The sequence below is a fragment of the Roseibium sp. genome, assembly GCF_965216085.1.
In the GTDB taxonomy this organism is placed as follows: domain Bacteria; phylum Pseudomonadota; class Alphaproteobacteria; order Rhizobiales; family Stappiaceae; genus Roseibium.
In genome coordinates this window covers 653,534-674,379 of the sequence record NZ_OZ244138.1, presented here as the reverse complement: position 1 = coordinate 674,379, position 20,846 = coordinate 653,534, and the positions used below count along the sequence as shown (strand labels likewise).

Here is a 20,846-nt window from a genome sequence, read left to right as displayed (position 1 = left end):
CGCCGTTGTTATTATCTCCCAAGGATACCCGGCAGGTTCAGCCCCTGTTCTTTTGCGCAATCCAGCGCAATCTCGTAGCCGGCATCTGCGTGACGCATTACGCCGGTGGCCGGATCGTTCCAAAGCACGCGTTCAACCCGGCGGGCCGCGTCGTCCGTACCATCGCAGCAAATGACCATGCCGGAGTGCTGGGAAAAGCCCATACCGACACCGCCACCATGGTGCAGCGACACCCAGGTCGCGCCGGAAGCTGTATTCAAGAGCGCGTTTAGAAGTGGCCAGTCGGACACCGCATCCGATCCGTCCTTCATGCTCTCCGTTTCGCGGTTTGGTGAAGCCACAGAACCGCTGTCCAGGTGATCGCGGCCAATGACGACCGGTGCTTTCAATTCGCCATTGCGAACCATTTCATTGAAGGCGAGGCCGAGACGGTGGCGCTGACCGAGACCAACCCAGCAAATGCGTGCTGGCAGCCCCTGGAAAGAAATCCTCTCACGCGCCATATCCAGCCAATTGTGCAAATGCGGATCATCCGGGATCAGCTCTTTCACCTTCGCATCCGTCTTGTAGATGTCTTCCGGATCACCGGAGAGCGCACACCAACGGAACGGGCCAACACCGCGGCAGAACAGCGGACGAATGTAAGCGGGAACAAATCCAGGGAAGGCAAAGGCATCTTGCAACCCTTCTTCCAACGCCATCTGGCGAATGTTGTTGCCATAATCGAGGGTCGGAACACCGGCATTCCAGAAGTCGACCATCGCCTGCACGTGGACCTTCATTGAAGCACGGGCGGCCTTCTCAACCGCTTTCGGATCGCTTTCCGCTTTTGAACGCCACTCGGCCACGGTCCAGCCCTGCGGCAGGTAACCGTTCACCGGGTCATGGGCGGACGTCTGGTCAGTAACAATGTCCGGTTTCACGCCGCGCTTGACCAGTTCCGGGAAAACGTCAGCGGCATTGCCGATCAGGGCGACCGACTTGGCTTCACCCGCTTTAGTCCAACGGTCAATCAACTCCAGCGCTTCGTCCAGAGAGTGCGTCTTTTCGTCGACATATCGTGTGCGCAACCGGAAGTCGGCGCTCTTTTCATCGCATTCAACGGCCAAGCAGCAGGCGCCGGCCATGACAGCAGCCAGCGGCTGAGCGCCGCCCATGCCGCCAAGTCCACCGGTCAGGATCCAGCGGCCTTTGAGATTGCCCTCATAATGCTGGCGGCCAGCTTCCATAAAGGTTTCATAGGTGCCTTGAACGATGCCTTGTGTGCCGATGTAGATCCATGAACCTGCTGTCATCTGGCCGTACATCGCCAGGCCCTTTTTATCGAGCTCGTGGAAGTGATCCCAGTTCGCCCAATTCGGCACCAGGTTGGAATTGGCGATCAAGACGCGCGGCGCATCTTTGTGTGTCTTGAAGATACCGACCGGCTTGCCGGACTGCACCATTAGTGTCTCGTCGTCTTCCAAGGATTTCAAACTGGAAACGATCCGGTCGAAGTCTTCCCAGGTGCGCGCGGCCCGGCCGATGCCGCCGTAAACCACCAGCTCATGCGGGTTTTCAGCAACGTCCGGATGGAGATTGTTCATCAGCATCCGCAAGGGCGCCTCAGTCAGCCAGGACTTGGTATTGAGATCTGTTCCGGTCGGCGGAAAAACATCTCGAGCGTTGTGGCGGCGGTCAGTCATGGGCTTCTCCCAGGATTTCTTGTCGTTTTGTCTTGAGTTCCGGCGCGAGATCCTCCAGCGCCGTCAGAATGTCTTTCAAATGAACGCGCAAGCGGTCTGCTTTGCTTTCGTCATAGGCAAAGGGCGTATCTTCAGTGGCCAGATGCGTTGATTGCGCCAACTCCATCTGAATGGCGTGAATGCCGGTCACCGGCTGACCGTAATGGCGCGTTGTCCATCCGCCTTTAAAGCGGCCATTCAAGACGGAGGTGTAGCCAACCGAATTCGTTGTCCCTGCAACGACGGCCTGTTCGATATCCGGTGCGCAGGTCGTTCCGCCATTGGTGCCGGTGTTGAAATCCGGCAGGGTTCCCTCAAACAGAAATGGCACCTGAGAGCGGATGGAATGGCAATCATAGAGAATTGCGATGCCATGCTTATGCCGGACACGCTCCAGCTCGGCAGTCAGCGCCTCATGATAGGGCGCATGCCAGTTAGCGCGACGTGCTTCGATCTCTTTTGCAGCCGGTTCTTCGCCATCGCGATAAATCGGGCGGCCGTCGAAGTCTGTTACCGGGCATAAGGTTGTCGTGTTTTGTCCCGGATAGAGGCTAACACCCTTTGGATCCCGGTTGGCATCAATGACATAACGATGAAAGTTCGCCTTCACCATCGTCGCGCCAGGCAGGAGGTCTGAATACAGCCGGTCGACATGCCAATCCGTATCGGCAAGTTTCTGGCCGGTCTCGTTCAGGCGCGACCAGATTTCCGGTGGCACATAGGTGCCCGCATGCGGCACCCCCAAAACAATCGGGCCATCTCCCGCAAAAACCTCAACCGGCTGCATGGTCACCTCCGAGCGTCAGGTTGCCCGCGCCGTCTAGAAGCTCGACCAGTTTCCGGGTGCGGACCAGCTCGGCAGCGGTTTCCAAATCCGGAGCCAGGAACCGATCATCTCCAAGTTTCGGCACCGATTGACGCAGCTTTTCAATCACACTGTGCAACAGCGGACTGGTTTTGAGCGGCGCCCGGAACTCAATTCCGGCCGCACCACACAAGAGCTCCACACCGAGGATTTGCGCCAGGTTCTTGTTCATACGCTCAAGACGTCGGGCGCCATGAGCAGCCATCGACACATGATCTTCCTGATTGGCACTGGTCGGCGTGCTGTCGGTCGAACAAGGATTGGCCAGATGTTTGTTTTCACTCATCAAAGCCGCAGTGGTGACTTCGGCAATCATCATCCCGGAATTCAAACCCGGTTCCGGCGTCAGGAACGGTGGTAGGTTGAACGAGAGCGCAGGGTCAACCATCAGGGCAATGCGCCGCTGAGCAATCGCGCCGAGTTCGGCAATTGCGAGCGCAATCTGATCTGCAGCAAATGCGACCGGTTCTGCGTGAAAATTGCCACCGGAAACAATCCGGTCCGCATCGATCAAAACCAGCGGATTGTCGGTCGCCGCATTGGCTTCTACTTCCAAAGTGGTGGCCACCATTCTGAGAAGATCGACACAGGCGCCGGTCACTTGCGGCTGACAGCGGATGCAGTACGGATCCTGCACCCTTGCATCATCTTCCCGGTGGCTTTCCCGGATCTCCGATCCCGCCATCACGGCGCGCATGCTTGCCGCAACTTCGATCTGGCCCCGATGGCCGCGCAGTTCATGGATTTCCGGCAACAGCGGCGCGGTCGATCCCATGATGGCATCGGTTGAGAGGCTCGCCGTCAAAATCGTGGCTTCCGCTAACCGCCAAGCCTCAAACAGCCCAACTAGCGCGCAGGCCGTTGAAAATTGTGTCCCGTTGATAAGCCCGAGACCCTCCTTCGGCCCCAGAACAACCGGAGTCAGACCGGCTTTTTTGAGCGCATCACCGCCCGGCATCCGCTCACCGGCAAACTCTGCCTCACCTTCGCCAATCAGGACCGCAGCCATATGCGCGAGCGGTGCGAGATCGCCCGAAGCGCCGACGGACCCCTGAGATGGAATGATCGGCGTGACGCCCTTTGCAAGGCAGCCCTCAATCAGTTCCAGAACCTCAAACCGCACACCTGAAGCACCCCGGCCCAAGGACAGGAGCTTCAAGACCATCATCAGGCGTGTGGTCGCTGTATCGAGCCGATCGCCGACCCCGCAGCAGTGGGACAAGATCAAGTTGCGCTGCAGGGTCTCTGTGTCTTCAGCCGCGATCTTGACGCTTGCCAATTTGCCGAAACCAGTGTTGACGCCATAAACGGCCGCATCGCCTTGCGCGGCTTTGGCAACCCGTTCAGCCGCCAGCTTGATCGCCGGTTCCGCACTGCGATCCACCTGCACAGCAAGACTGTCACGATAAATTCGTTCCAGCTCGGGAAGACGAACATCGCCCGGCTTAACAACAAGAGCGCTCATGCAGCTCCTCCAAAGATGCGTTTATCAAGAGCGTTGAAGCCGATCCGGTAAGATAGCTCTGCCGGATGATCGACATTCCAGACCGCTAGATCCGCGCGTTTCCCAGCTTCCAAAGTACCACGGTCGGCAAATCCAAGCGCCTGTGCTGCAATACGCGTCACACCGGCCAATGCCTCTTCCGGTGTCATGCGGAACAAGGTGCAGCCCATGTTCATGGTTAGAAGTAGAGACGCTAAGGGGGAAGAGCCGGGATTGCAGTCCGTCGCCAAAGCCACAGGCACCTTGTGCTGGCGTAAAAGATCGAGCGGCGGCAGCTGTTTTTCACGAAGTGTGTAGAAGGCGCCAGGTAGCAGCACTGCGACCGTCCCGTTTTCCGCCATTGCTTTGACGCCCGTTTCATCCAGATATTCCAGATGATCCGCGGACAGGGCCTGATAGGATGCGGCCAAAGCGGCACCGCCCAGATTGGACAGTTGCTCTGCATGGAGTTTGACCGGTAGACTAAGGGACTTCGCCTTGTCGAAGACCCGCTTCATCTGATCCGTCGAGAACGCGATGCCTTCACAAAACCCGTCGACAGCATCAACAAGGTCGTCGGCATGGGCTTGCTCCAATCCCGGAAGACAAACTTCGTCGAGATAAGCGTCGGCGCTGCCCTTGTATTCCGCCGGGATGGCGTGGGCAGCAAGATAACTGGTCCGCACTTCGACCGGGCGGACCTCGGATATCTTCCGGGCAACACGCAGCATGCTAAGTTCAGTGCCGATATTCAGTCCATAGCCGGATTTGATTTCCAGTGCGGTTACACCTTCAGCAATCAGGGCATCGACACGTCCTAGGGCGGAGACCAAAAGCTCATCTTCGCTGGCCTGGCGGGTTGCTGTTACGGTCGAAACAATGCCACCACCGGCCCGGGCAACTTCTTCATAAGAAGCCCCTTCCAGCCGCATTTCGAATTCCTTGGCCCGGTTGCCGCCAAAAACAATATGGGTGTGACAATCAATCAGGCCCGGCGTCACAAGGCGCCCGCCAAGGTCTTCCGCAGGCAAATCGCGATAGTCCGCCGGCAAATCTTTGCGCGCGCCGGCCCAGGTGATTTGGCCGCCGTTGAGCATAAGTGCTCCATCTTCGATCAGACCATATGGCGCGCTGTTGGCGGCCATCGTGGCAAGACGGGCATTTACTAGCAAACGCTCAGACACCCTTAAAACTCCGGCTTGATTAGATTGCGTTATAATATAATATGCATGCACATATTAAGGTGTCAACGAGGGAAAAGCCTGCATGACCAAAATCTCCACCCAAACGGTTTTTGCAAAAACGGCGCTGCTTCCGAACGGATGGGCAAGGGACGTTGCGGTTCATCTGGATCGCGAGGGAAAGATCACCTCTGTTGAAACCGGCGCCAAGCCAAGCGGCACGGCAACACAAATTCTGTTACCTGCCCCGGCAAACCTGCACAGCCATGCTTTTCAGCGGGCCATGGCCGGTATGAGCGAACGGCGCGGATCCGAACCGACCGACAGTTTCTGGACCTGGCGGCAGATCATGTTCCGTTTCCTTGATGCGCTGTCACCGGATGATGTCGAAGCCATTGCCGCTTTCGTACAAATGGAGATGCTGGAAGCCGGTTATGCGGCCGTTGGCGAGTTTCACTATTTGCACCATCAGCTAGGCGGAACCCCGTACGATAATCTTGCCGAAATGTCTGATCGGATCATGGCCGCGGCCACCGAAACCGGCATTGGCCTCACGCATCTGCCGGTACTTTACACCTATGGCGGTTGTGACAAGCGGGATTTGGCGCCGGGTCAGATCCGTTTCGGCAATGATTTTGAGCGCTTTCAGAAGCTCCATGAACTAGCCTTCGAACAGCTTAAAGAGCTTCCAGCTGATTCCGTAATTGGTGTCGCCCCCCATTCCCTGCGCGCAGTGGATGAGGCCGGCCTCTCCGCCGCCATCGCGCTCGCGGGCTCCGCTCCGCTGCACATGCATTTGGCCGAGCAAGTTGCTGAAGTTGAAGAAGTTTTTGAAGCCAGGGGCAAACGGCCCGTTGACTGGCTTTTGAACTCCCATGACGTGTCAAACAACTGGTGCCTGATCCACTGCACCCAAATGACACCGGAAGAAACGTTGGGATTGGCCAAGACTGGTGCTGTTGCTGGCCTTTGTCCGATCACAGAATCCAGCCTTGGCGACGGCATATTTGATGGTGTGCGTTATCTCGATGCGGGCGGACAGATCGGTGTTGGGTCAGATTCTAACATCCGGATTTCCTTGTCTGAAGAATTGCGCACGCTGGAATACTCTCAGCGCCTGCGCGACAAGTGCCGCGCATCTGTGGCTACAGAAGAGAAATCGACCGGCCGGGTTTTGTTTGACGGTGTGGTTGCCGGCGGCGCACAAGCCATCGGCCGGCAGTCAGGGGCAATTGCCGAAGGAGCCTATGCGGATCTGATAGCCCTTGATGGCACGCATATCGATCTGGACGGCCGCGAAGGCGACGAGATCCTCGATACCTACATCTTTGCTGGCGACGACCGCATGGTGACTGATGTCTGGTCTGCAGGCCGCCATGTTGTTCAAGGCGCAAAACATGTAAAAGGCGAGACGATCCGGGCGAAGTACCGCGCCACTATGGCGTCCCTACGCGACCGGTTATGAGGAGGTAATCCCACGTGGCTTCTGGCGAGTCCCATACCTGGACCGGCATCCGGGAAGAACTGTTGCAGCGGATCCATGACCGGATTTGGCAACCCGGTGAACTGATCCCGCATGAAGCGGATCTCGCCGAGGAATTCGGCTGTGCCAGAACCACTGTGAACCGTGCCCTCAGGGATCTTGCAGAAAGCGGCCTTGTCGTCCGTAAACGCCGGGCCGGTACGCGCGTCGTGCTTAATCCACCGCAGCGGGCAACTTTGACCATTCCCATCATCCGGGAAGAAGTCGAAGCCCTGGGCAAGGCCTACCGGCACAGCCTGCTGATCCACGATCAACGGCCACTGCCACCAATGCTACATGGCGCTTTTCAAGCCGCCCTTAGCGGCGATGTTCTTTATCTAAAAACACTGCATTTCGCCGACAAACGTCCCTATGCCTTCGAAGAACGGTACATCAACCTGCAAGCTGCGCCGGAGGCGACCAAGGCGGATTTCACCAAAATCAGTGCCAACGAATGGCTCGTTCAAAACGCGCCTTACAGCCACGGCGACCTCTCCCTTTTTGCAATGAGTGCAGATAAGGCGGCTGCCGAAAAACTGGATACGGCGCCGGGCAGTGCTCTGTTTGCAATGGAACGCATTACCTGGGCAGGCGAACAACCAATCACGCATGTGAAACTGGTGTATGCACCCGGTTATAGGATGCGCACGGCTCTTTAACAGTACATACCGGTTCGCCTTCCCAAAAAGATCCGAGACGGGTCCCCAAAACCCATCTATTCAAACTGGATAAAACCACTGCAGACTTCCGTAGATCGTTGAACGAACTGGGACAGACGACTTCGAAATGGTGACCTCATTTGATATTGGCGGCAGCTTCATCCGGTTTGCTTACCCAAAGCCGACCGGCTTAGCTATTGAGGCAGGGCGCGTTCCAACACCGCTCGATTCCTGGCCGGACTTTGTTGACGCTCTTCGAAGCTGTCTTCCTGACCCTGCCGGTCCTACGGTTATATCCCTAGCCGGTGCCTTTGATGCCGAAACCGGCCTGGCTGACGTCGCCAACATTCCATGCCTTCATGGCCGCCGCGTCGCTTCAGACTTGAACGAAGAATTGGGTGTCCCTGTTCAGATCATCAATGATGCCAATGCATTTGCACTAGCAGAGGCGGTGGACGGCGCCGGCGCCGGAAAGGACACCGTCTTTGCCATCATTCTCGGCTCCGGCGTTGGAGGCGGGTTGACCCATAAGGACGCCTTGGTAACCGGACATGGTGGCATCGCCGGGGAATGGGGACATGGCCCTGTTGTCGACCCAACGGCTGGCGGCACCCTGTCAGGTATTCCCCATTTTGAATGCGGCTGCGGACAAACCGGCTGCCTGGATGTCTACGGATCGGCCCGTGGCCTGGAGAAATTGCACCAAGCCCTTCACGGAACAGACCTTTCAAGCGTTCAAATCACCAGCGCTTGGCATGTTGGTGATCTTGACGCAACCAAGACAATTGAGGTCTATACGACGCTTCTATCCCGCGCCCTCAGTATGGTGGTCAATCTGCTTGGACCGGACGTCATACCGGTGAGCGGCGGGCTCAGCGCGGATGAAGAATTGCTGGCAGAAATCGACCGTAAGACCCGCGCACTGACTTTGGCGACCTATGATACCCCGCTGGTCCTACGCGGAGCGTTTGCAGACAATGGTGGTTTGCAAGGCGCAAGCATCCAAGCGCGCAAGGCCTTCCCGCAAGAATTCGGCATGACGCCATAACCTCACGGCACCGGAAACGTCACCCGCCAGCGTTTTAAGAATGTCTCGCGGGTTAGCTGATCGCGCGCCACCATCAAAGAAGGTGACAGGCCGATTGGCCGGAGGGCTGTCGAACTGAGTGTTTCCCCCTCCGCTCCTTCCTCCGTTTCCAAAAGCGGACTGATCAACAAAGCTTCGCGGAGCGCGCGCTGCCCGACCCGTGACAGTTGAAAATCAAGAAACTCGGCAGCTGCCGCGGTATTATCTACGCCTTTGGGGATCATGAGTGCGCGCGACAAAACAAGTGTATAATCAGAGGGAAGAACAATCCCGATCCGGTCATCCGTTTGCTGATACCCTTGCGCATAGGATCCAAGCACATTGTAGGCGATGAGGTAACGCCCTTCTGCAACCCCTCGGATAATGTCCGAAGAACAGCAGGACAGAACGGCCTGAGTACGCACAAAAGCCTCTTGCAGCGCCCCAAAGGTTGAAGCTTCCTGAGCATCAATGAATGCAAAAAGATAGCCCAAGCCGGAGCGCTCTATATCGTAAGTGGCAATCCTACCCGCGTATCTTGTGTAAGTCGGCCGCAATAGATCCAAAAGGTCGAACCGGGATTTCGGCACTTCATCGGGCGGAACAAGTTCCTGATTGTAGACAACGACAGCCGGTTCCCGAGTGATGCCCCACAGTTCATCGCGCCAGCGAAGTGCGGGTGGCAACTGCTCAGTCTCCCTGGAAACATGGCTTTGCGCACACGCTTCATTGACCAGCTTAACCATCTGATGCACGCCGGAACTGATGACCACGTCTGCTGCAGGTGCATCTTCCCTGCATTCCTGCCGCGTCTGGCTGTAGAGATCGTTCGACCCCCATTGTTCATAAACAATGGCAAGATCTGACTGGGTTTCGAGAAACGCCTCGACAACTGGTGCATAGATCGAAATATCAGCGGTCGACCGGACAATCAGTGTCTGTGTCGCGGAGGGAGCTTCAAATCGTTCAATCAGTTCCGGCTCATTTGCAAATCCTTGTGTCACCTGAACCGCCAGGCCCAGGCTCAGCAAAGAAAACAAGGTCGCCCAACACGTGGATCGATGTCTCATGAGCTCTCCGCTTTGGTTGCCGGAAATATCAGCGCTGCACGGAACGTTTTCCCTTGCCGCTTTTCCAAAACGAGGCGCCCTTCAAAGGAGTTTGCGACTGCATGCGCAATTGCCAAGCCAAGGCCCGAACTGTTTTGCCGGATTGGTCCTGCCTGGTTGAATCGCGACCCAAGAGCAGAAAGAACATCAGGGTCGGGGCCACCACCGCTGTCTTCGACCCATATTGAAGCGGTATCACCTTCAAGCGTCGCCCCGATCCGCACCGGAGCCCGCCCGTATTTCAAAGCATTACTCAGTAGGTTCTTGACGGCCTCCTGAAGTGACGTTGCATCCGCCAGAACCAATATCGGATGGTCCGCCACTGTCGGAACAACTTCCATATGCGGCATTAACACCGTGTGGTCGCCATCCTCAAAAACATCCAGTACGACATCGCGCAAATCAACCCGTTCGCGTCGGACACTGTCACCGCGGTGAATGACAAGCGCCTGACTCAGCATTTGATCGAGCAAACGGCCGAGACTGGAAGATCGAGTTTGAATCCGTTCAACAACACGTTCTCTGCGCTCCGGATCCTTTTCGTCCGAAAAAAGATCCGCCTGTGCCCGGAGTGCTGCAACAGGCGTCCGCAGTTGATGAGCGGTGTCCGAAATCAGATGCCTCATCGAATTCATCTGCCTGTCGAGCCGTCCCATGAACCCGTTCAGTGCTTGGATCATAATCGCTGTTTCGCGCGGAACATCCGTATCCAAAGGCGTAAGATCATGTGGATCCCGGGCTGCCAAGCCACTTGCAATACGCTTCAAGGGATTGAAGACGGCCCGCACAACGAGCACCGCCAACAGCATCATTGCGAACCCGGACGCAGCCAGCACATAGAGCGCTTTCCGGGTAATATCGAAGGCCATGGCTTCCCGGGCAAGCAACGTCTGACCGACAACGATCCGGACGGTCCCACTCCAGGTACGTTCTGCAAATTGACGCGAAACGACAACATACCGGGCGTCTTCACCAAAAAACGGCGCATCAAAGAAAACATCCTGAAAACCCGTCAGCCCGTCAGGAAGTACGATTTCATCGTAACCTGTGAGCGTTTCTCCATCCGGTCCCAAGATCCGGTAACCGATGCGGTCATCTGGGGCGAGTGCGAGAAGTTCGAAAGCCGAATGAGGCAAAACCAGAACCGGACTGCCGTCCACTACGGCAATCGCGGAAGCAATATCATTCGCAGCTCCCACCAACAGCCGGTCGTAGGCGGACCGCGCGGCCTCCCGGCCGTATGCAAATGCGGCGACCGAGACGATCACACCGCCGAATGCCAACAGAAAGGTCACGCCCAGAGCAACACGGGCCGTGAGCGAAGTCGCCCCCAATCTGTTGAGAAGGCTAGCCATCTGTTTCCAGCTTGTAGCCAAGCCCTCTTTGGGTTTCGATGCGCACCGAACTGCCAGACAGTTTTTTACGCAAGCGCGCAATGTAAAGCTCCAAAGCGTTCATGCTGACGTCGGTATCTTGAAAACTGAAAACACCCTCAAAGAGCCGTTCCTTACTTAGGATTTTGCCCCGATTGCGGATGAGAAGTTCCAAAAGGGAAAATTCCCGCCGTGTCAGATTAACTGGCGTATCCTTGTGCCGAACGACGCGGGCAGTGGCATTAAAAGTTAGATCTCCGAGCAAAATCTCTTCGGCCTTGTCGCCTTTTTCGCGCCGGAAAAGGGCCTGGATACGGGCTTCCAATTCACGATGGTCAAACGGCTTCACCAAATAGTCATCCGCGCCGGAATTCAGCGTAGACACCCGGTCATCAACGGAAAATTCTGCCGTTAGTACCAGAACCGGTGTGCGGTCAGCTTTCGCGCGCATCTCTTTAAGAAGGTCTGTCCCAAGGCCATCCGGCAAATTCAAATCCAGAACGATCACATCGTAGCGCTGCACATCGAGCAGCGATCGGGCTTCGTCCAGCGTCTTTGCAAGATCACAGGCAATACCGCTCCGGTCCAGCCGGATCATAATCGCCTCGGCCATGTCAAATGTGTCTTCAACCAGCAGCAAACGCACTTTTTTCATCCTCCTTCTTTCACTCTTGCCCCGCTTGATCGGCACATGCAAGCGCGGCGGCATAGGGTGACAGGTTGATGACAGGGTTCGGCGTTAGGCTGAGAGCAAGCCCGCTGGGAGGGTCCGCACCTGCGGTCCAGCGGCTCTAATCGGCCCACCAAAGGGCCGGACCATGTGGAGGAAAACATGACACTTATGAAAATGACCCGCCGGGTCGTTCTGGCTGCGGCAGCAGCTTCCATGACATTTGCTATGCCTGCGATGGCAGACAACCACAAGATTGTCGATTCCATTCACTTCCTGATCCCTGGTGGTGCAGGTGGCGGTTGGGACGGCACTGCACGTGGCACTGGTGAAGCTCTTACGAAGTCTGGCCTCGTTGGCACAGCTTCCTACGAAAACATGTCTGGCGGCGGCGGCGGCAAGGCCATCGGCTACCTGATCGAAAATGCTGCCTCCAACCATGGCACGCTCATGGTCAACTCGACCCCGATCGTCATTCGGTCCCTGACAGGCGTTTTCCCGCAGAACTTCCGCGACCTGACACTCGTTGCAGGAACCATCGGTGATTACGCTGCGCTTGTTGTTGGCAAAGACAGCCCTATCAACTCCATGACAGACTTGATCGCAGCCTACAAAGCTGATCCGTCTGGTACAGCGATTGGCGGCGGTTCTGTGCCTGGCGGCATGGATCACTTGGTTGCGGCCATGGCGATGCAGGCAGCTGGTGAAGACCCGACAGCTTTCAAATACATCCCGTATGATGCTGGCGGAAAAGCTATGGCCGCTTTGCTTTCCGGTGAGATCGCTGCTCTGTCGACCGGTTTCTCGGAAGCAGTTGACCTTGCAAACGCGGGCGAAGTCAAAATCATCGGCGTAACGTCTAACGAACGCGTAGACACTTACAAAGATGCGCCGACAATGAAGGAGCAGGGCATCGACACGCACTTTGTCAACTGGCGTGGTTTCTTCGCAGCCCCCGGCCTGCCGGCAGACAAGCTTGAAGCCTACCAGTATGCAATCGCGAAGATGTACTCAACTGATGCCTGGGAAGAAGTCCGTGCCCGCAACGGCTGGGTGAACATCCACACGCCAGGTGATGACTTCCTCAAGTTTCTGGAGTTTCAGGAAAAGGAAATCGGCGATCTGATGAAGAAGCTCGGCTTCCTTTAATCAACCAGACTGACTGGCGGCGCGGCATAAGCTTGCGCCGCCTTGTTTATTATGTCGGGTTCCGTTTCCAATGGCTCCGACACGGTGCATACTCAAAAATCAAAACACTGGGGAGGACGCCATGGCGCTCGATCGATGGATCGCCATGATCATTTTGTTGATCTGTCTTGCTTATGGATACACGGCGTTTTTCACTATGGACGACGCTCTTGCGCCCTTCATGCGCAGGAACCCGATTTGGCCTTCGACATTCCCGAAAATACTGTCGGTTCTGGCGATCATATGTTCCTTGCTGATCTTGTTAGGCTTTGAAAAGAGCAGCGGCGAGCCCAAACCATCTGAAATCAACTACCGTCGATTGACCGACTACAAACTCGGCCAGGCAATCGCTTTGCTCGTCCTGATGGTGGCCTATGCTCTGCTTTTGCGTCCTGCCGGCTTCTTGCTGTCGACCGTCGGTTTCTTGTTCCTGGGCTCCTATATCCTCGGCGAACGGCGTTACGTGACGATGGCACTGGCTTCAGCCATCGCCGCAGGCGTTGTCTGGTACCTTGTTGACCAGGTTCTTGGGATTTTCCTGAGCCCCTTGCCATTCTTCTTTAGAAACGGAGGCTGACATGCTCGAAGGAATCTTTATCGGGCTGAGCACGGCCTTTTCCGTCACCAACTTGCTAATGGTTGTCGGCGGGTGTCTGATCGGCACCTTCATAGGAATGCTGCCTGGGCTTGGGCCGATGTCGATCATCGCGATCATGATCCCGGTCGCGATTTCCATCGGCGACCCATCTGCCGCCCTCATTCTGCTCGCCGGCGTTTATTACGGCGCGATCTTCGGCGGTTCAACGTCTTCAATTCTGATCAACGCACCAGGCGTTGCCTCAACCGTTGCAACCAGTTTTGACGGTTATCCGCTCGCGCGCCAAGGCAAAGCCGGTAAGGCTCTGACCGTAGCTGCAATTTCATCCTTCTCCGGTGGCACCATTGGCGCCATCCTCTTGATGATCTTTGCGCCTGCTCTGGCAACCGTCGCCCTGCTGTTTCATTCGGCTGAGTATTTCGCGCTGATGGTTGTTGGTCTTTCCGCCATTGCCGCTTTTGCTGGAACCGGCCAGGTGATTAAAGCTCTCTTGATGACCATTCTCGGCCTCATCATGGCAACCGTCGGTGAAGGCGCTTTGTTCAACATGCCTCGCTTCACCATGGGGATGATGGATCTGCAATCAGGTTTCGGTTTTATCACACTTGCAATGGCCATGTTTGCCTTGCCCGAAGCCCTCTACCTCGTTCTTGATCCGAGCCGGTCTAAGACAGATGGCGGCGATGGTGAGATTAAGGATTTGCGTATTACCAAAGAGGAAGCCAAGGCGATCACACCGGTCATTGGCCGCCAATCAATCCAAGGCTTCCTGATCGGGGTTTTGCCGGGCGCAGGGGCAACCATTGCATCCTTCCTCGGCTACGCCGTAGAGCGCAACATCGCCCCCAAGGAAGAACAGGATCAATTCGGCAAGGGCTCGGTTAAAGGTCTGGCAGCCCCGGAAAGCGCCAACAACGCCGCTTGCACAGGCTCCTTCGTGCCGCTGCTAACCCTTGGCATTCCCGGGTCCGGCACCACCGCAATCCTGCTCGGTGCACTGATTGCCCTGAACGTCTCTCCAGGTCCGCGCTTGATGGTCGATCAGCCGGAAATCTTTTGGGCAGTCATCATTTCCATGTATCTCGGCAATGTGATCCTCTTGATCCTCAATCTGCCGCTGATCCCTTACATCGCCAAGGTTCTGTCGGTTCCGAGAAACTTCCTGATCCCCTTCATTTTGTTCTTCACTTTGATGGGCGCCTACATCGGCCAGAACAACGCGACCGAACTCCTGATCCTGGTTGGCTTCGGCATTTGCGCGACAGTGCTGCGCTTTGCGGATTACCCACTGGCACCGCTTCTGATCGGCTTCATCCTCGGCTCCATGCTGGAAGACAATTTCTCCAGGTCCATGCAGCTCTATGATGGTATTGGATTCATTTTGGAACGGCCGATGACACTGGGTCTTCTGGTTCTGGCGGCAATCCTCGTGATCCTGCCGAGCTACCGCGCCCGCAGGGCCCGTGCCCGGGCGGAAGGCGTTGCTGACGGTGATTGAGATGAGCAGCGCAACGGAAAGTCGGAGATGACCAAACCGCTTGAAGGGATCCAGGTCCTCGACTTGACCAATGTCCTTGCTGGACCCTTTGCCTGCCACCAACTGGCACATCTGGGCGCGGAAGTGATCAAGATCGAGACAGTCGGGCGAGGAGATCTCGCCCGCAATCTCGGCGCGGATCCCGACCTCTCCGCCAAGGGTATGGGGATCAGTTTTCTTGCCCAGAACGCCGGCAAAAAATCGCTGACGCTGAACTTAAAAGATCCACGCGGCAAAGACTTGCTCAAACGGCTTGTGGCTCAAGCAGATGTCCTGGTCGAAAACTTCCGGCCAGGGGTTATGGACCGCTTGGGTGTTGGGTATGACGTGCTTCGCAAGGTAGCACCGCACCTCATCTATTGCGCGATTTCTGGCTTTGGGCAGGACGGTCCCTGGGCACACCGCCCGGCTTATGACCAGATCGTACAAGGCGCGTCTGGGGTCATGTCGATCACCGGTGATGCTGAGAATGCTCCGTTGCGGGTCGGCTACCCGCTGGCCGACACGGTGGGCGGACTGACCGCGGCCATGGCGATTGCGTCTGCCTTGACTGCGGAAAACCGCGGCACGTTCATTGATGTCTCCATGCTGGAATCAGTGCTTGCCACCATGGGCTGGGTGGTTTCCAACCATTTGATCGGTGGTGTCGCTCCGACACCCAACGGCAATGAAAATCCAACGTCTGCTCCATCCGGCGCGTTCCAGTGCGCAGACGGCCTGATCAACATTGCAGCGAACAAGGACGAGCAATGGGAAATCCTTGCCAAGCACCTCGAACGGGAAGATCTGATCGGCAGCCCGGAATTTGCCACACGCGAAGACCGCAAACGCAGCAGGCTGCGCCTGAAAGCAGAGCTTGAAACAGTGCTGACAACGCGCCCGGCCCGGACTTGGGCCAAAGAGCTCAACAGGTTGGGCGTGCCTGCAGGAGCCGTTCTGACCGTGCCTGAAGTCCTTGCCCACCCGCAAATCATTGACCGTGACTTTCTCGGGCACTTCGACGAAACACCTGGGGTCGGTCGGCCAATCGACCTGGTTCGTATTGGCGCCATGATGGATGGCAAACGCCCCTCCGTCCCGACCCCGCCGCCAGAGCTTGGTGCACATACTGAGGAAATCCTTGGCGAACTGGGTTTGCCGTCTGAAGAAATCAGGAAGTTGCGCAAGGAGGGTGTGGTGTGAGCGATCAAAATGACGTTTCAGATTGGTGGCGAACATCCATCATCGATATGGAGCCAGGCCGGATTGCCTTGCGCGGCCGTCCCGTCGAAGACCTGATCGGCAACACAGGCTTTGCCCAAATGATCTGGCTGATGGTCACAGGCAAAGAAATTTCCGGTCACCGGGCGCACATATTTGAAGCCGCCCTTGTTGCGGCCGTCGATCACGGACCGCAAGCGCCATCTATTGCGGCCGCGCGCATGGCAGCCACCTGCGGGATCGGACTGCAATCTGCCATGGCAACTGGGCTGAACATGCTGGGGAATGTCCATGGCGGCGCAGGTGAGCAGGCGGTCGAGCTCTACCGTAGAATTGAAGAAACCGGTCTGCAGTCACTAGAAGACACACTGAATATCTGGCGTGCGGAGCACGGGCGGTTCATTCCAGGTTTCGGCCACCGATTTCACAAACCCGTGGACCCGAGAGCGCCACGATTGCTGGCCCTTGTTGAGGAGGCAGCAGCTGCTGGCGAAGTTTCGGGGAACTACGCTGCAATCGGCCGAGCCATCGAAAACAAGCTCGCAGACGAGCGCAGCAAACCAGTTCCAATGAACATTGATGGCGCAACAGCCGTCATCTATGCCGAGCTGGGCTGCCCTGCTCCGCTGGCAAGGGGGTTCTTCGGCCTCTCCCGGTCTGTCGGCATTCTGGCACATGCCTGGGAACAGACCGAACAGGGCGGCCGAAACAAAGGACCCACACCACCAGCCTACCGCTGGACATACGACGAAGGCTCAACCTCCAAGGATTAAGCGCCCACCCACAAATTGCCTGAGTGCTCCATCCGGTGCCAGGCCGCCTCATGTTAGCCTTGCTCCGCCCGAAGCAAGGCTTTTTCTATTTCATGCCCAACAATCACAGTCCAGCGTCCTCGGCCATGTCGCAAATGACAAACATCTGGACGAAAGGACAATGTGCAATTTTATGCATTTTGTGTTATTTTCTCCGAAAGTCGGGAGGAAATAACGAGAATGGACAGCTTCTGGAGCGTGTTGACTGGAGCCTTTGGCTTGGTATTCGCGTTTAATCCGGACCTGATCGAAATCATTGGCCTGTCCATGCGGGTCACTCTGACGGCTGTCGTGATCTCCTGCCTGATTGGATTTCCTTTAGGGGCTTTGGCGGGCGCGTTCCGGTTTCCCGGCCGGACACTTTTAACCATTATTCTCAATGCCTTGATGGGATTGCCGCCTGTTGTTGTCGGCCTACTCGTCTATCTGATGCTCTCCGCATCCGGCCCGCTTGGCCCCTTACGTCTGCTCTACACACCGACCGCGATGATCATCGCTCAAACGGTTTTGGTGACACCGATTGTTGCGGCTTTGACCCGGCAAGTAATCGAAGATCTCAATCTGGAGTACTCGGAGCAGTTTGCATCGATGGGTGTTGGACCGTTCAACAGGGTGACAGCCCTTTTGTGGGACGCACGCTACAGCCTGTTGACCGTCGCGCTGGCAGGTTTTGGCCGGGCTGTTGCGGAAGTAGGGGCCGTCATCATCGTCGGAGGCAACATCAATCACGTCACCCGAGTGATGACCACGACCATTGCGCTTGAAACCTCTAAGGGCAATTTGGAGCTGGCCTTGGCACTTGGTGTGGTGCTTTTAACAATCGCGTTTACTGTCAATGCTCTGGTCATGACCCTGCGCGCCTCAGCTGTAAGGGCTGCTTATGCGTAACATGCCCCTCGACACACAATCGGCCCCGTCCGTAAATCCACTTCCAGACACTCGCGAAATCCTCCTGGAGACGCGTGGTCTTGGGTTTGAAACGTCCGGTCATCAGCTGCTTTCCAACATCGACCTTCAGATCCGGCGCGGATCTCGGACCGTCATCATGGGGCCGAACGGCGCCGGAAAAAGCCTGCTTCTGCGCTTGCTGCACGGTTTGATCACCCCGACTGATGGGCAAGTCCTATGGCAACACCGCCCGCTCGACAAAACGGCTCGGCAAGCTCAGGCGATGGTCTTTCAGCGGCCGGTTCTTTTACGCCGGTCGGCAGCAGCCAATCTGAAATTCGCTCTGCGGGTGCGGGGTCACAAAAGGCCTAAATGTGAAGGCCTGATCCATCAGGCGTTGAACGCGGCAGGGCTCGCGCATTTGGCACACCGCCCGGCACGAGTGCTGTCCGGAGGGGAACAGCAACGCCTTGCCACCGTCCGTGCCCTCGCCTGCGAGCCAGATTTGTTGTTTCTGGACGAACCCACCGCGAGCCTCGACCCAGCTTCGACTGCTGCCATCGAACAATTGATTCTCGACGCAAATGCCAAGGGTATCACCATCGTTCTTGTCACCCATGATGCTGGTCAGGCCAGCCGATTGGGGCAGGACGTTGTTTTTTTGCAAGATGGTCGGGTTGCAGAAACCGGAACTGCCGGCCGCGTGTTGACCATCCCCAAAAGTGAGCCCGCACGCGCATGGCGCGATGGGCGCCTCTACACCTCCCAATAAACACAGTTTCACTCTTTCTGATATTCAGGATCTACTTCATGTCCAAACGTTTGTTTTTTAGCCTTGTTTTCGCCGCAGCTGCCGCGATTGGTTTAGATCAATCAGCAAAGGCTGAAGACAAGTTCATTATTGTTCAGTCAACGACCTCCACACAGAACTCTGGCCTGTTTGACGACCTCTTGCCAAAGTTCACCGCAAAATCGGGGATCGAAGTGCGTGTGGTTGCGGTCGGCACCGGACAGGCGATCAAAAACGCCGCCAATGGGGACGGCGATGTCCTCTTTGTGCACTCTAAACCGTCTGAAGAGAAGTTTGTTACCGATGGTTTTGGTGTGTCCCGCGCCGATGTCATGTACAACGACTTCGTGATTGTCGGCCCTGCCAGCGACCCAGCCGGTGTCTACGGCTTAACCGATGTTTCTGCCGCCCTCACAAAAATTGCAGAAGGCAAAGCAACCTTCGCCTCGCGCGGCGATGACAGCGGCACGCACAAGGCAGAACTCCGGCTCTGGACGGCTGCTGGGATCGACCCCGCACAGGCATCGGGCAGCTGGTATCGGGAAACCGGGTCTGGAATGGGCGCAACGCTCAATACGGGCACCGGCATGGGCGCTTATGTTCTGACTGACCGGGCCACTTGGATCGCTTTCGGCAACAAAGGGACGCATGAAATTGCTGTTGAGGGGGATTCGAAGATGTTCAACCAGTATGGCGTAATCCTGGTGAATCCGGAAACCCATCCGCATGTCAAAGCCGCAATGGGACAACGGTTTATCGATTGGCTTTTGTCGAAAGAGGGTCAAACCGCCATCTCCGCGTATAAGATTGATGGCCAGCAGCTATTTTTTGCAAATGCGAACAAGGGATCCAGTTAACTCTTCAATACAAGCTGGCACACCACCAAACCAAAACTCTTGTTAGAACCTTAGAAGACGCCTAAACTCCCCGTGCGATGAATTGAACAGAAAAAGCGAGGTGCCAAGATGATAGACACCACCACGCAGGATGCCGGCTAGCACATACCGGACGTCATCGGAACATCTCTGACTTTGTTCCAGTTCTCTTTGCCTGTTGCGCAGCTCCACTGCGTAACAGCCATAGGATCGCATTCTCATGTTCAAACTCGAAAAACACGCCGTCTCGACGGCTCAATCCGCACTGGCTGAACTTGCCAGCACACACGTTGCTGTTCTTTCCGTTCTAAACGGAACCAGTCAGGGAGACATTTGGGTCGACCACCGCCCCAACCCTGAAGTGGCGATTGTTGTTATTGGGGACATGTATTTTCTTGCAGGTGAACTGAAGCCCGCCGAGCACAGTTTGGAAAGGATCTGGGCAATCATTCCAGACTGGGCCTACCTTTATTGTGAAGACCACTGGGGGCCGTTTCTTGATCAGGTTTGGAGCAACAAATACGCGTTGCCCCACCCACGGCTTCGTTTCGGTTTTGCATCTGGCAATCCGCTGCCTGAGCTTATCCAACCGCCTGCTGGATTTGAATTTGTACCGATAGATAGAAACTTGTTTAACCGGAATCCTGGCAACTTGGACCTATTCCGACGCGCGGTCGAGGAATGGCGTTCACCAGATGCGTTTTTTGAGAATGCGGTCGGCGTCTGCGCGCTCCACAACAAACAAATCGTCAGCCATTGCCTGACAGACAGCGTGTGTGGATCACGGTGCGAAATTGGCGTTCGAACATCCTCAAAATATAGGCGGCTAGGACTTGCCCAGGCTGCCGCATCCGCAACGATTCATGCCTGTCTTCAGCGTGGAATTGCCGATATTGAATGGCATACGCATGCGTCCAACAAAGGGTCGATTGCAACCGCCAAGTCAATCGGCCTTACCGAATTGGATCGCTACACCGCTTATAGCTGCAGGTTGCCCGCGGAAAACATCGGTGATCTGGGTTCTGCATACTGCGCAGAACTCGCCACTCACTTTGAACAAGCAAGCGCCGATATCAATTGGTGCCGTTTCCCCGCCGCGGGAGCAAGCGTCATGGCAGGTGACAACCAACGGGCACTCGACAACATCCGCCTTTTGCTTGAAAGCGATTGGCAGGGGCAAACGGCCTGGCTAGAGAATTTCTGGGCGCTTCAGCCCCTTCACAAGGACCCGGAATTCCAGGTCCTTATCTCAAGACGGCAAAAGTAAACACACTGGCACTGGTCAAACGTGCACTATTGTTTGTGA

The 20,846-nt window shown here is 56.3% G+C and carries 19 protein-coding genes; 12 read left to right on the top strand and 7 right to left on the bottom strand.

What is annotated here, in order from left to right; translation table 11 throughout:
- Nucleotides 1-11 precede the first annotated feature (11 nt).
- Genes hutU through hutI form a run of 4 tightly spaced genes read right to left on the bottom strand, consistent with a single transcriptional unit; the run spans nt 12 to nt 5,217 of the window.
- Nucleotides 12-1,685 (bottom strand): urocanate hydratase, encoded by a 1,674-nt coding sequence (gene hutU / locus ACOOFE_RS03145; protein ID WP_420413606.1) that lies wholly within the window; start codon nt 1,683-1,685, stop codon nt 12-14.
- Nucleotides 1,678-2,511: an N-formylglutamate deformylase gene (gene hutG / locus ACOOFE_RS03140; RefSeq protein ID WP_420413605.1), complete on the bottom strand. Its 834-nt coding sequence runs from the start codon at nt 2,509-2,511 to the stop codon at nt 1,678-1,680. The genes hutU and hutG overlap by 8 nt, the downstream gene beginning before the upstream one ends.
- Nucleotides 2,498-4,054, bottom strand: coding sequence for a histidine ammonia-lyase (gene hutH / locus ACOOFE_RS03135; RefSeq protein ID WP_420413604.1), 1,557 nt, complete (start codon nt 4,052-4,054; stop codon nt 2,498-2,500). Before hutH ends, hutG begins: the two co-directional genes overlap by 14 nt.
- Entirely contained in the window at nt 4,051-5,217 is a 1,167-nt protein-coding gene (gene hutI, locus ACOOFE_RS03130; RefSeq protein ID WP_420415535.1) for an imidazolonepropionase, read from the bottom strand. Before hutI ends, hutH begins: the two co-directional genes overlap by 4 nt.
- 121 nt (nt 5,218-5,338) lie before the next feature.
- Here hutI and ACOOFE_RS03125 point away from each other — a divergent pair, with 121 nt between their 5' ends.
- From ACOOFE_RS03125 to ACOOFE_RS03115, 3 genes are all read left to right on the top strand, one after another.
- On the top strand, nt 5,339-6,718 hold the full coding sequence (locus ACOOFE_RS03125) for a formimidoylglutamate deiminase (protein ID WP_420413603.1): 1,380 nt from the start codon (nt 5,339-5,341) through the stop codon (nt 6,716-6,718).
- 14 nt (nt 6,719-6,732) lie between these two features.
- The gene (locus tag ACOOFE_RS03120; RefSeq protein ID WP_420413602.1) at nt 6,733-7,434 is read left to right on the top strand and encodes a UTRA domain-containing protein; all 702 of its coding nucleotides are present in this window, start codon (nt 6,733-6,735) and stop codon (nt 7,432-7,434) included.
- A gap of 127 nt (nt 7,435-7,561) precedes the next feature.
- The gene (locus ACOOFE_RS03115) at nt 7,562-8,482 is read left to right on the top strand and encodes an ROK family protein (RefSeq protein ID WP_420413601.1); all 921 of its coding nucleotides are present in this window, start codon (nt 7,562-7,564) and stop codon (nt 8,480-8,482) included.
- Nucleotides 8,483-8,484: 2 nt separating this feature from the next.
- Here ACOOFE_RS03115 and ACOOFE_RS03110 read toward each other — a convergent pair whose 3' ends face one another.
- The 3 genes from ACOOFE_RS03110 to ACOOFE_RS03100 are packed head-to-tail and all read right to left on the bottom strand — an operon-like array spanning nt 8,485 to nt 11,628.
- Entirely contained in the window at nt 8,485-9,570 is a 1,086-nt protein-coding gene (locus ACOOFE_RS03110) for an ABC transporter substrate-binding protein (RefSeq protein ID WP_420413600.1), read from the bottom strand.
- On the bottom strand, nt 9,567-10,964 hold the full coding sequence (locus tag ACOOFE_RS03105) for a sensor histidine kinase (protein ID WP_420413599.1): 1,398 nt from the start codon (nt 10,962-10,964) through the stop codon (nt 9,567-9,569). Before ACOOFE_RS03105 ends, ACOOFE_RS03110 begins: the two co-directional genes overlap by 4 nt.
- A complete protein-coding gene (locus tag ACOOFE_RS03100) occupies nt 10,957-11,628 on the bottom strand; it encodes a response regulator transcription factor (RefSeq protein WP_209010979.1) in 672 nt (223 codons plus the stop codon). Before ACOOFE_RS03100 ends, ACOOFE_RS03105 begins: the two co-directional genes overlap by 8 nt.
- A gap of 186 nt (nt 11,629-11,814) precedes the next feature.
- On the opposite strand from ACOOFE_RS03100, the gene ACOOFE_RS03095 reads away from it, so the two are divergent.
- From ACOOFE_RS03095 to ACOOFE_RS03055, 9 genes are all read left to right on the top strand, one after another.
- The gene (locus tag ACOOFE_RS03095; RefSeq protein ID WP_141185069.1) at nt 11,815-12,801 is read left to right on the top strand and encodes a tripartite tricarboxylate transporter substrate binding protein; all 987 of its coding nucleotides are present in this window, start codon (nt 11,815-11,817) and stop codon (nt 12,799-12,801) included.
- Between the two features lie 121 nt (nt 12,802-12,922).
- Nucleotides 12,923-13,417 (top strand): tripartite tricarboxylate transporter TctB family protein, encoded by a 495-nt coding sequence (locus tag ACOOFE_RS03090; RefSeq protein ID WP_141185068.1) that lies wholly within the window; start codon nt 12,923-12,925, stop codon nt 13,415-13,417.
- Between the two features lies 1 nt (nt 13,418).
- Nucleotides 13,419-14,936, top strand: a complete 1,518-nt coding sequence (locus ACOOFE_RS03085) for a tripartite tricarboxylate transporter permease (RefSeq protein WP_420413598.1) — start codon at nt 13,419-13,421, stop codon at nt 14,934-14,936.
- 27 nt (nt 14,937-14,963) lie between these two features.
- A complete protein-coding gene (locus ACOOFE_RS03080; protein WP_420413597.1) occupies nt 14,964-16,157 on the top strand; it encodes a CaiB/BaiF CoA transferase family protein in 1,194 nt (397 codons plus the stop codon).
- A complete protein-coding gene (locus ACOOFE_RS03075; RefSeq protein ID WP_420413596.1) occupies nt 16,154-16,948 on the top strand; it encodes a citryl-CoA lyase in 795 nt (264 codons plus the stop codon). The genes ACOOFE_RS03080 and ACOOFE_RS03075 overlap by 4 nt, the downstream gene beginning before the upstream one ends.
- A 219-nt stretch (nt 16,949-17,167) precedes the next feature.
- The gene (locus tag ACOOFE_RS03070; protein WP_420413595.1) at nt 17,168-17,875 is read left to right on the top strand and encodes an ABC transporter permease; all 708 of its coding nucleotides are present in this window, start codon (nt 17,168-17,170) and stop codon (nt 17,873-17,875) included.
- Nucleotides 17,868-18,647, top strand: coding sequence for an ATP-binding cassette domain-containing protein (locus ACOOFE_RS03065; protein ID WP_420413594.1), 780 nt, complete (start codon nt 17,868-17,870; stop codon nt 18,645-18,647). The genes ACOOFE_RS03070 and ACOOFE_RS03065 overlap by 8 nt, the downstream gene beginning before the upstream one ends.
- 38 nt (nt 18,648-18,685) lie before the next feature.
- Complete coding sequence (locus ACOOFE_RS03060) at nt 18,686-19,522, top strand: substrate-binding domain-containing protein (RefSeq protein ID WP_420413593.1); 837 nt, start codon at nt 18,686-18,688, stop codon at nt 19,520-19,522.
- A gap of 238 nt (nt 19,523-19,760) precedes the next feature.
- On the top strand, nt 19,761-20,807 hold the full coding sequence (locus ACOOFE_RS03055; protein WP_420413592.1) for a GNAT family N-acetyltransferase: 1,047 nt from the start codon (nt 19,761-19,763) through the stop codon (nt 20,805-20,807).
- Nucleotides 20,808-20,846: the final 39 nt, after the last annotated feature.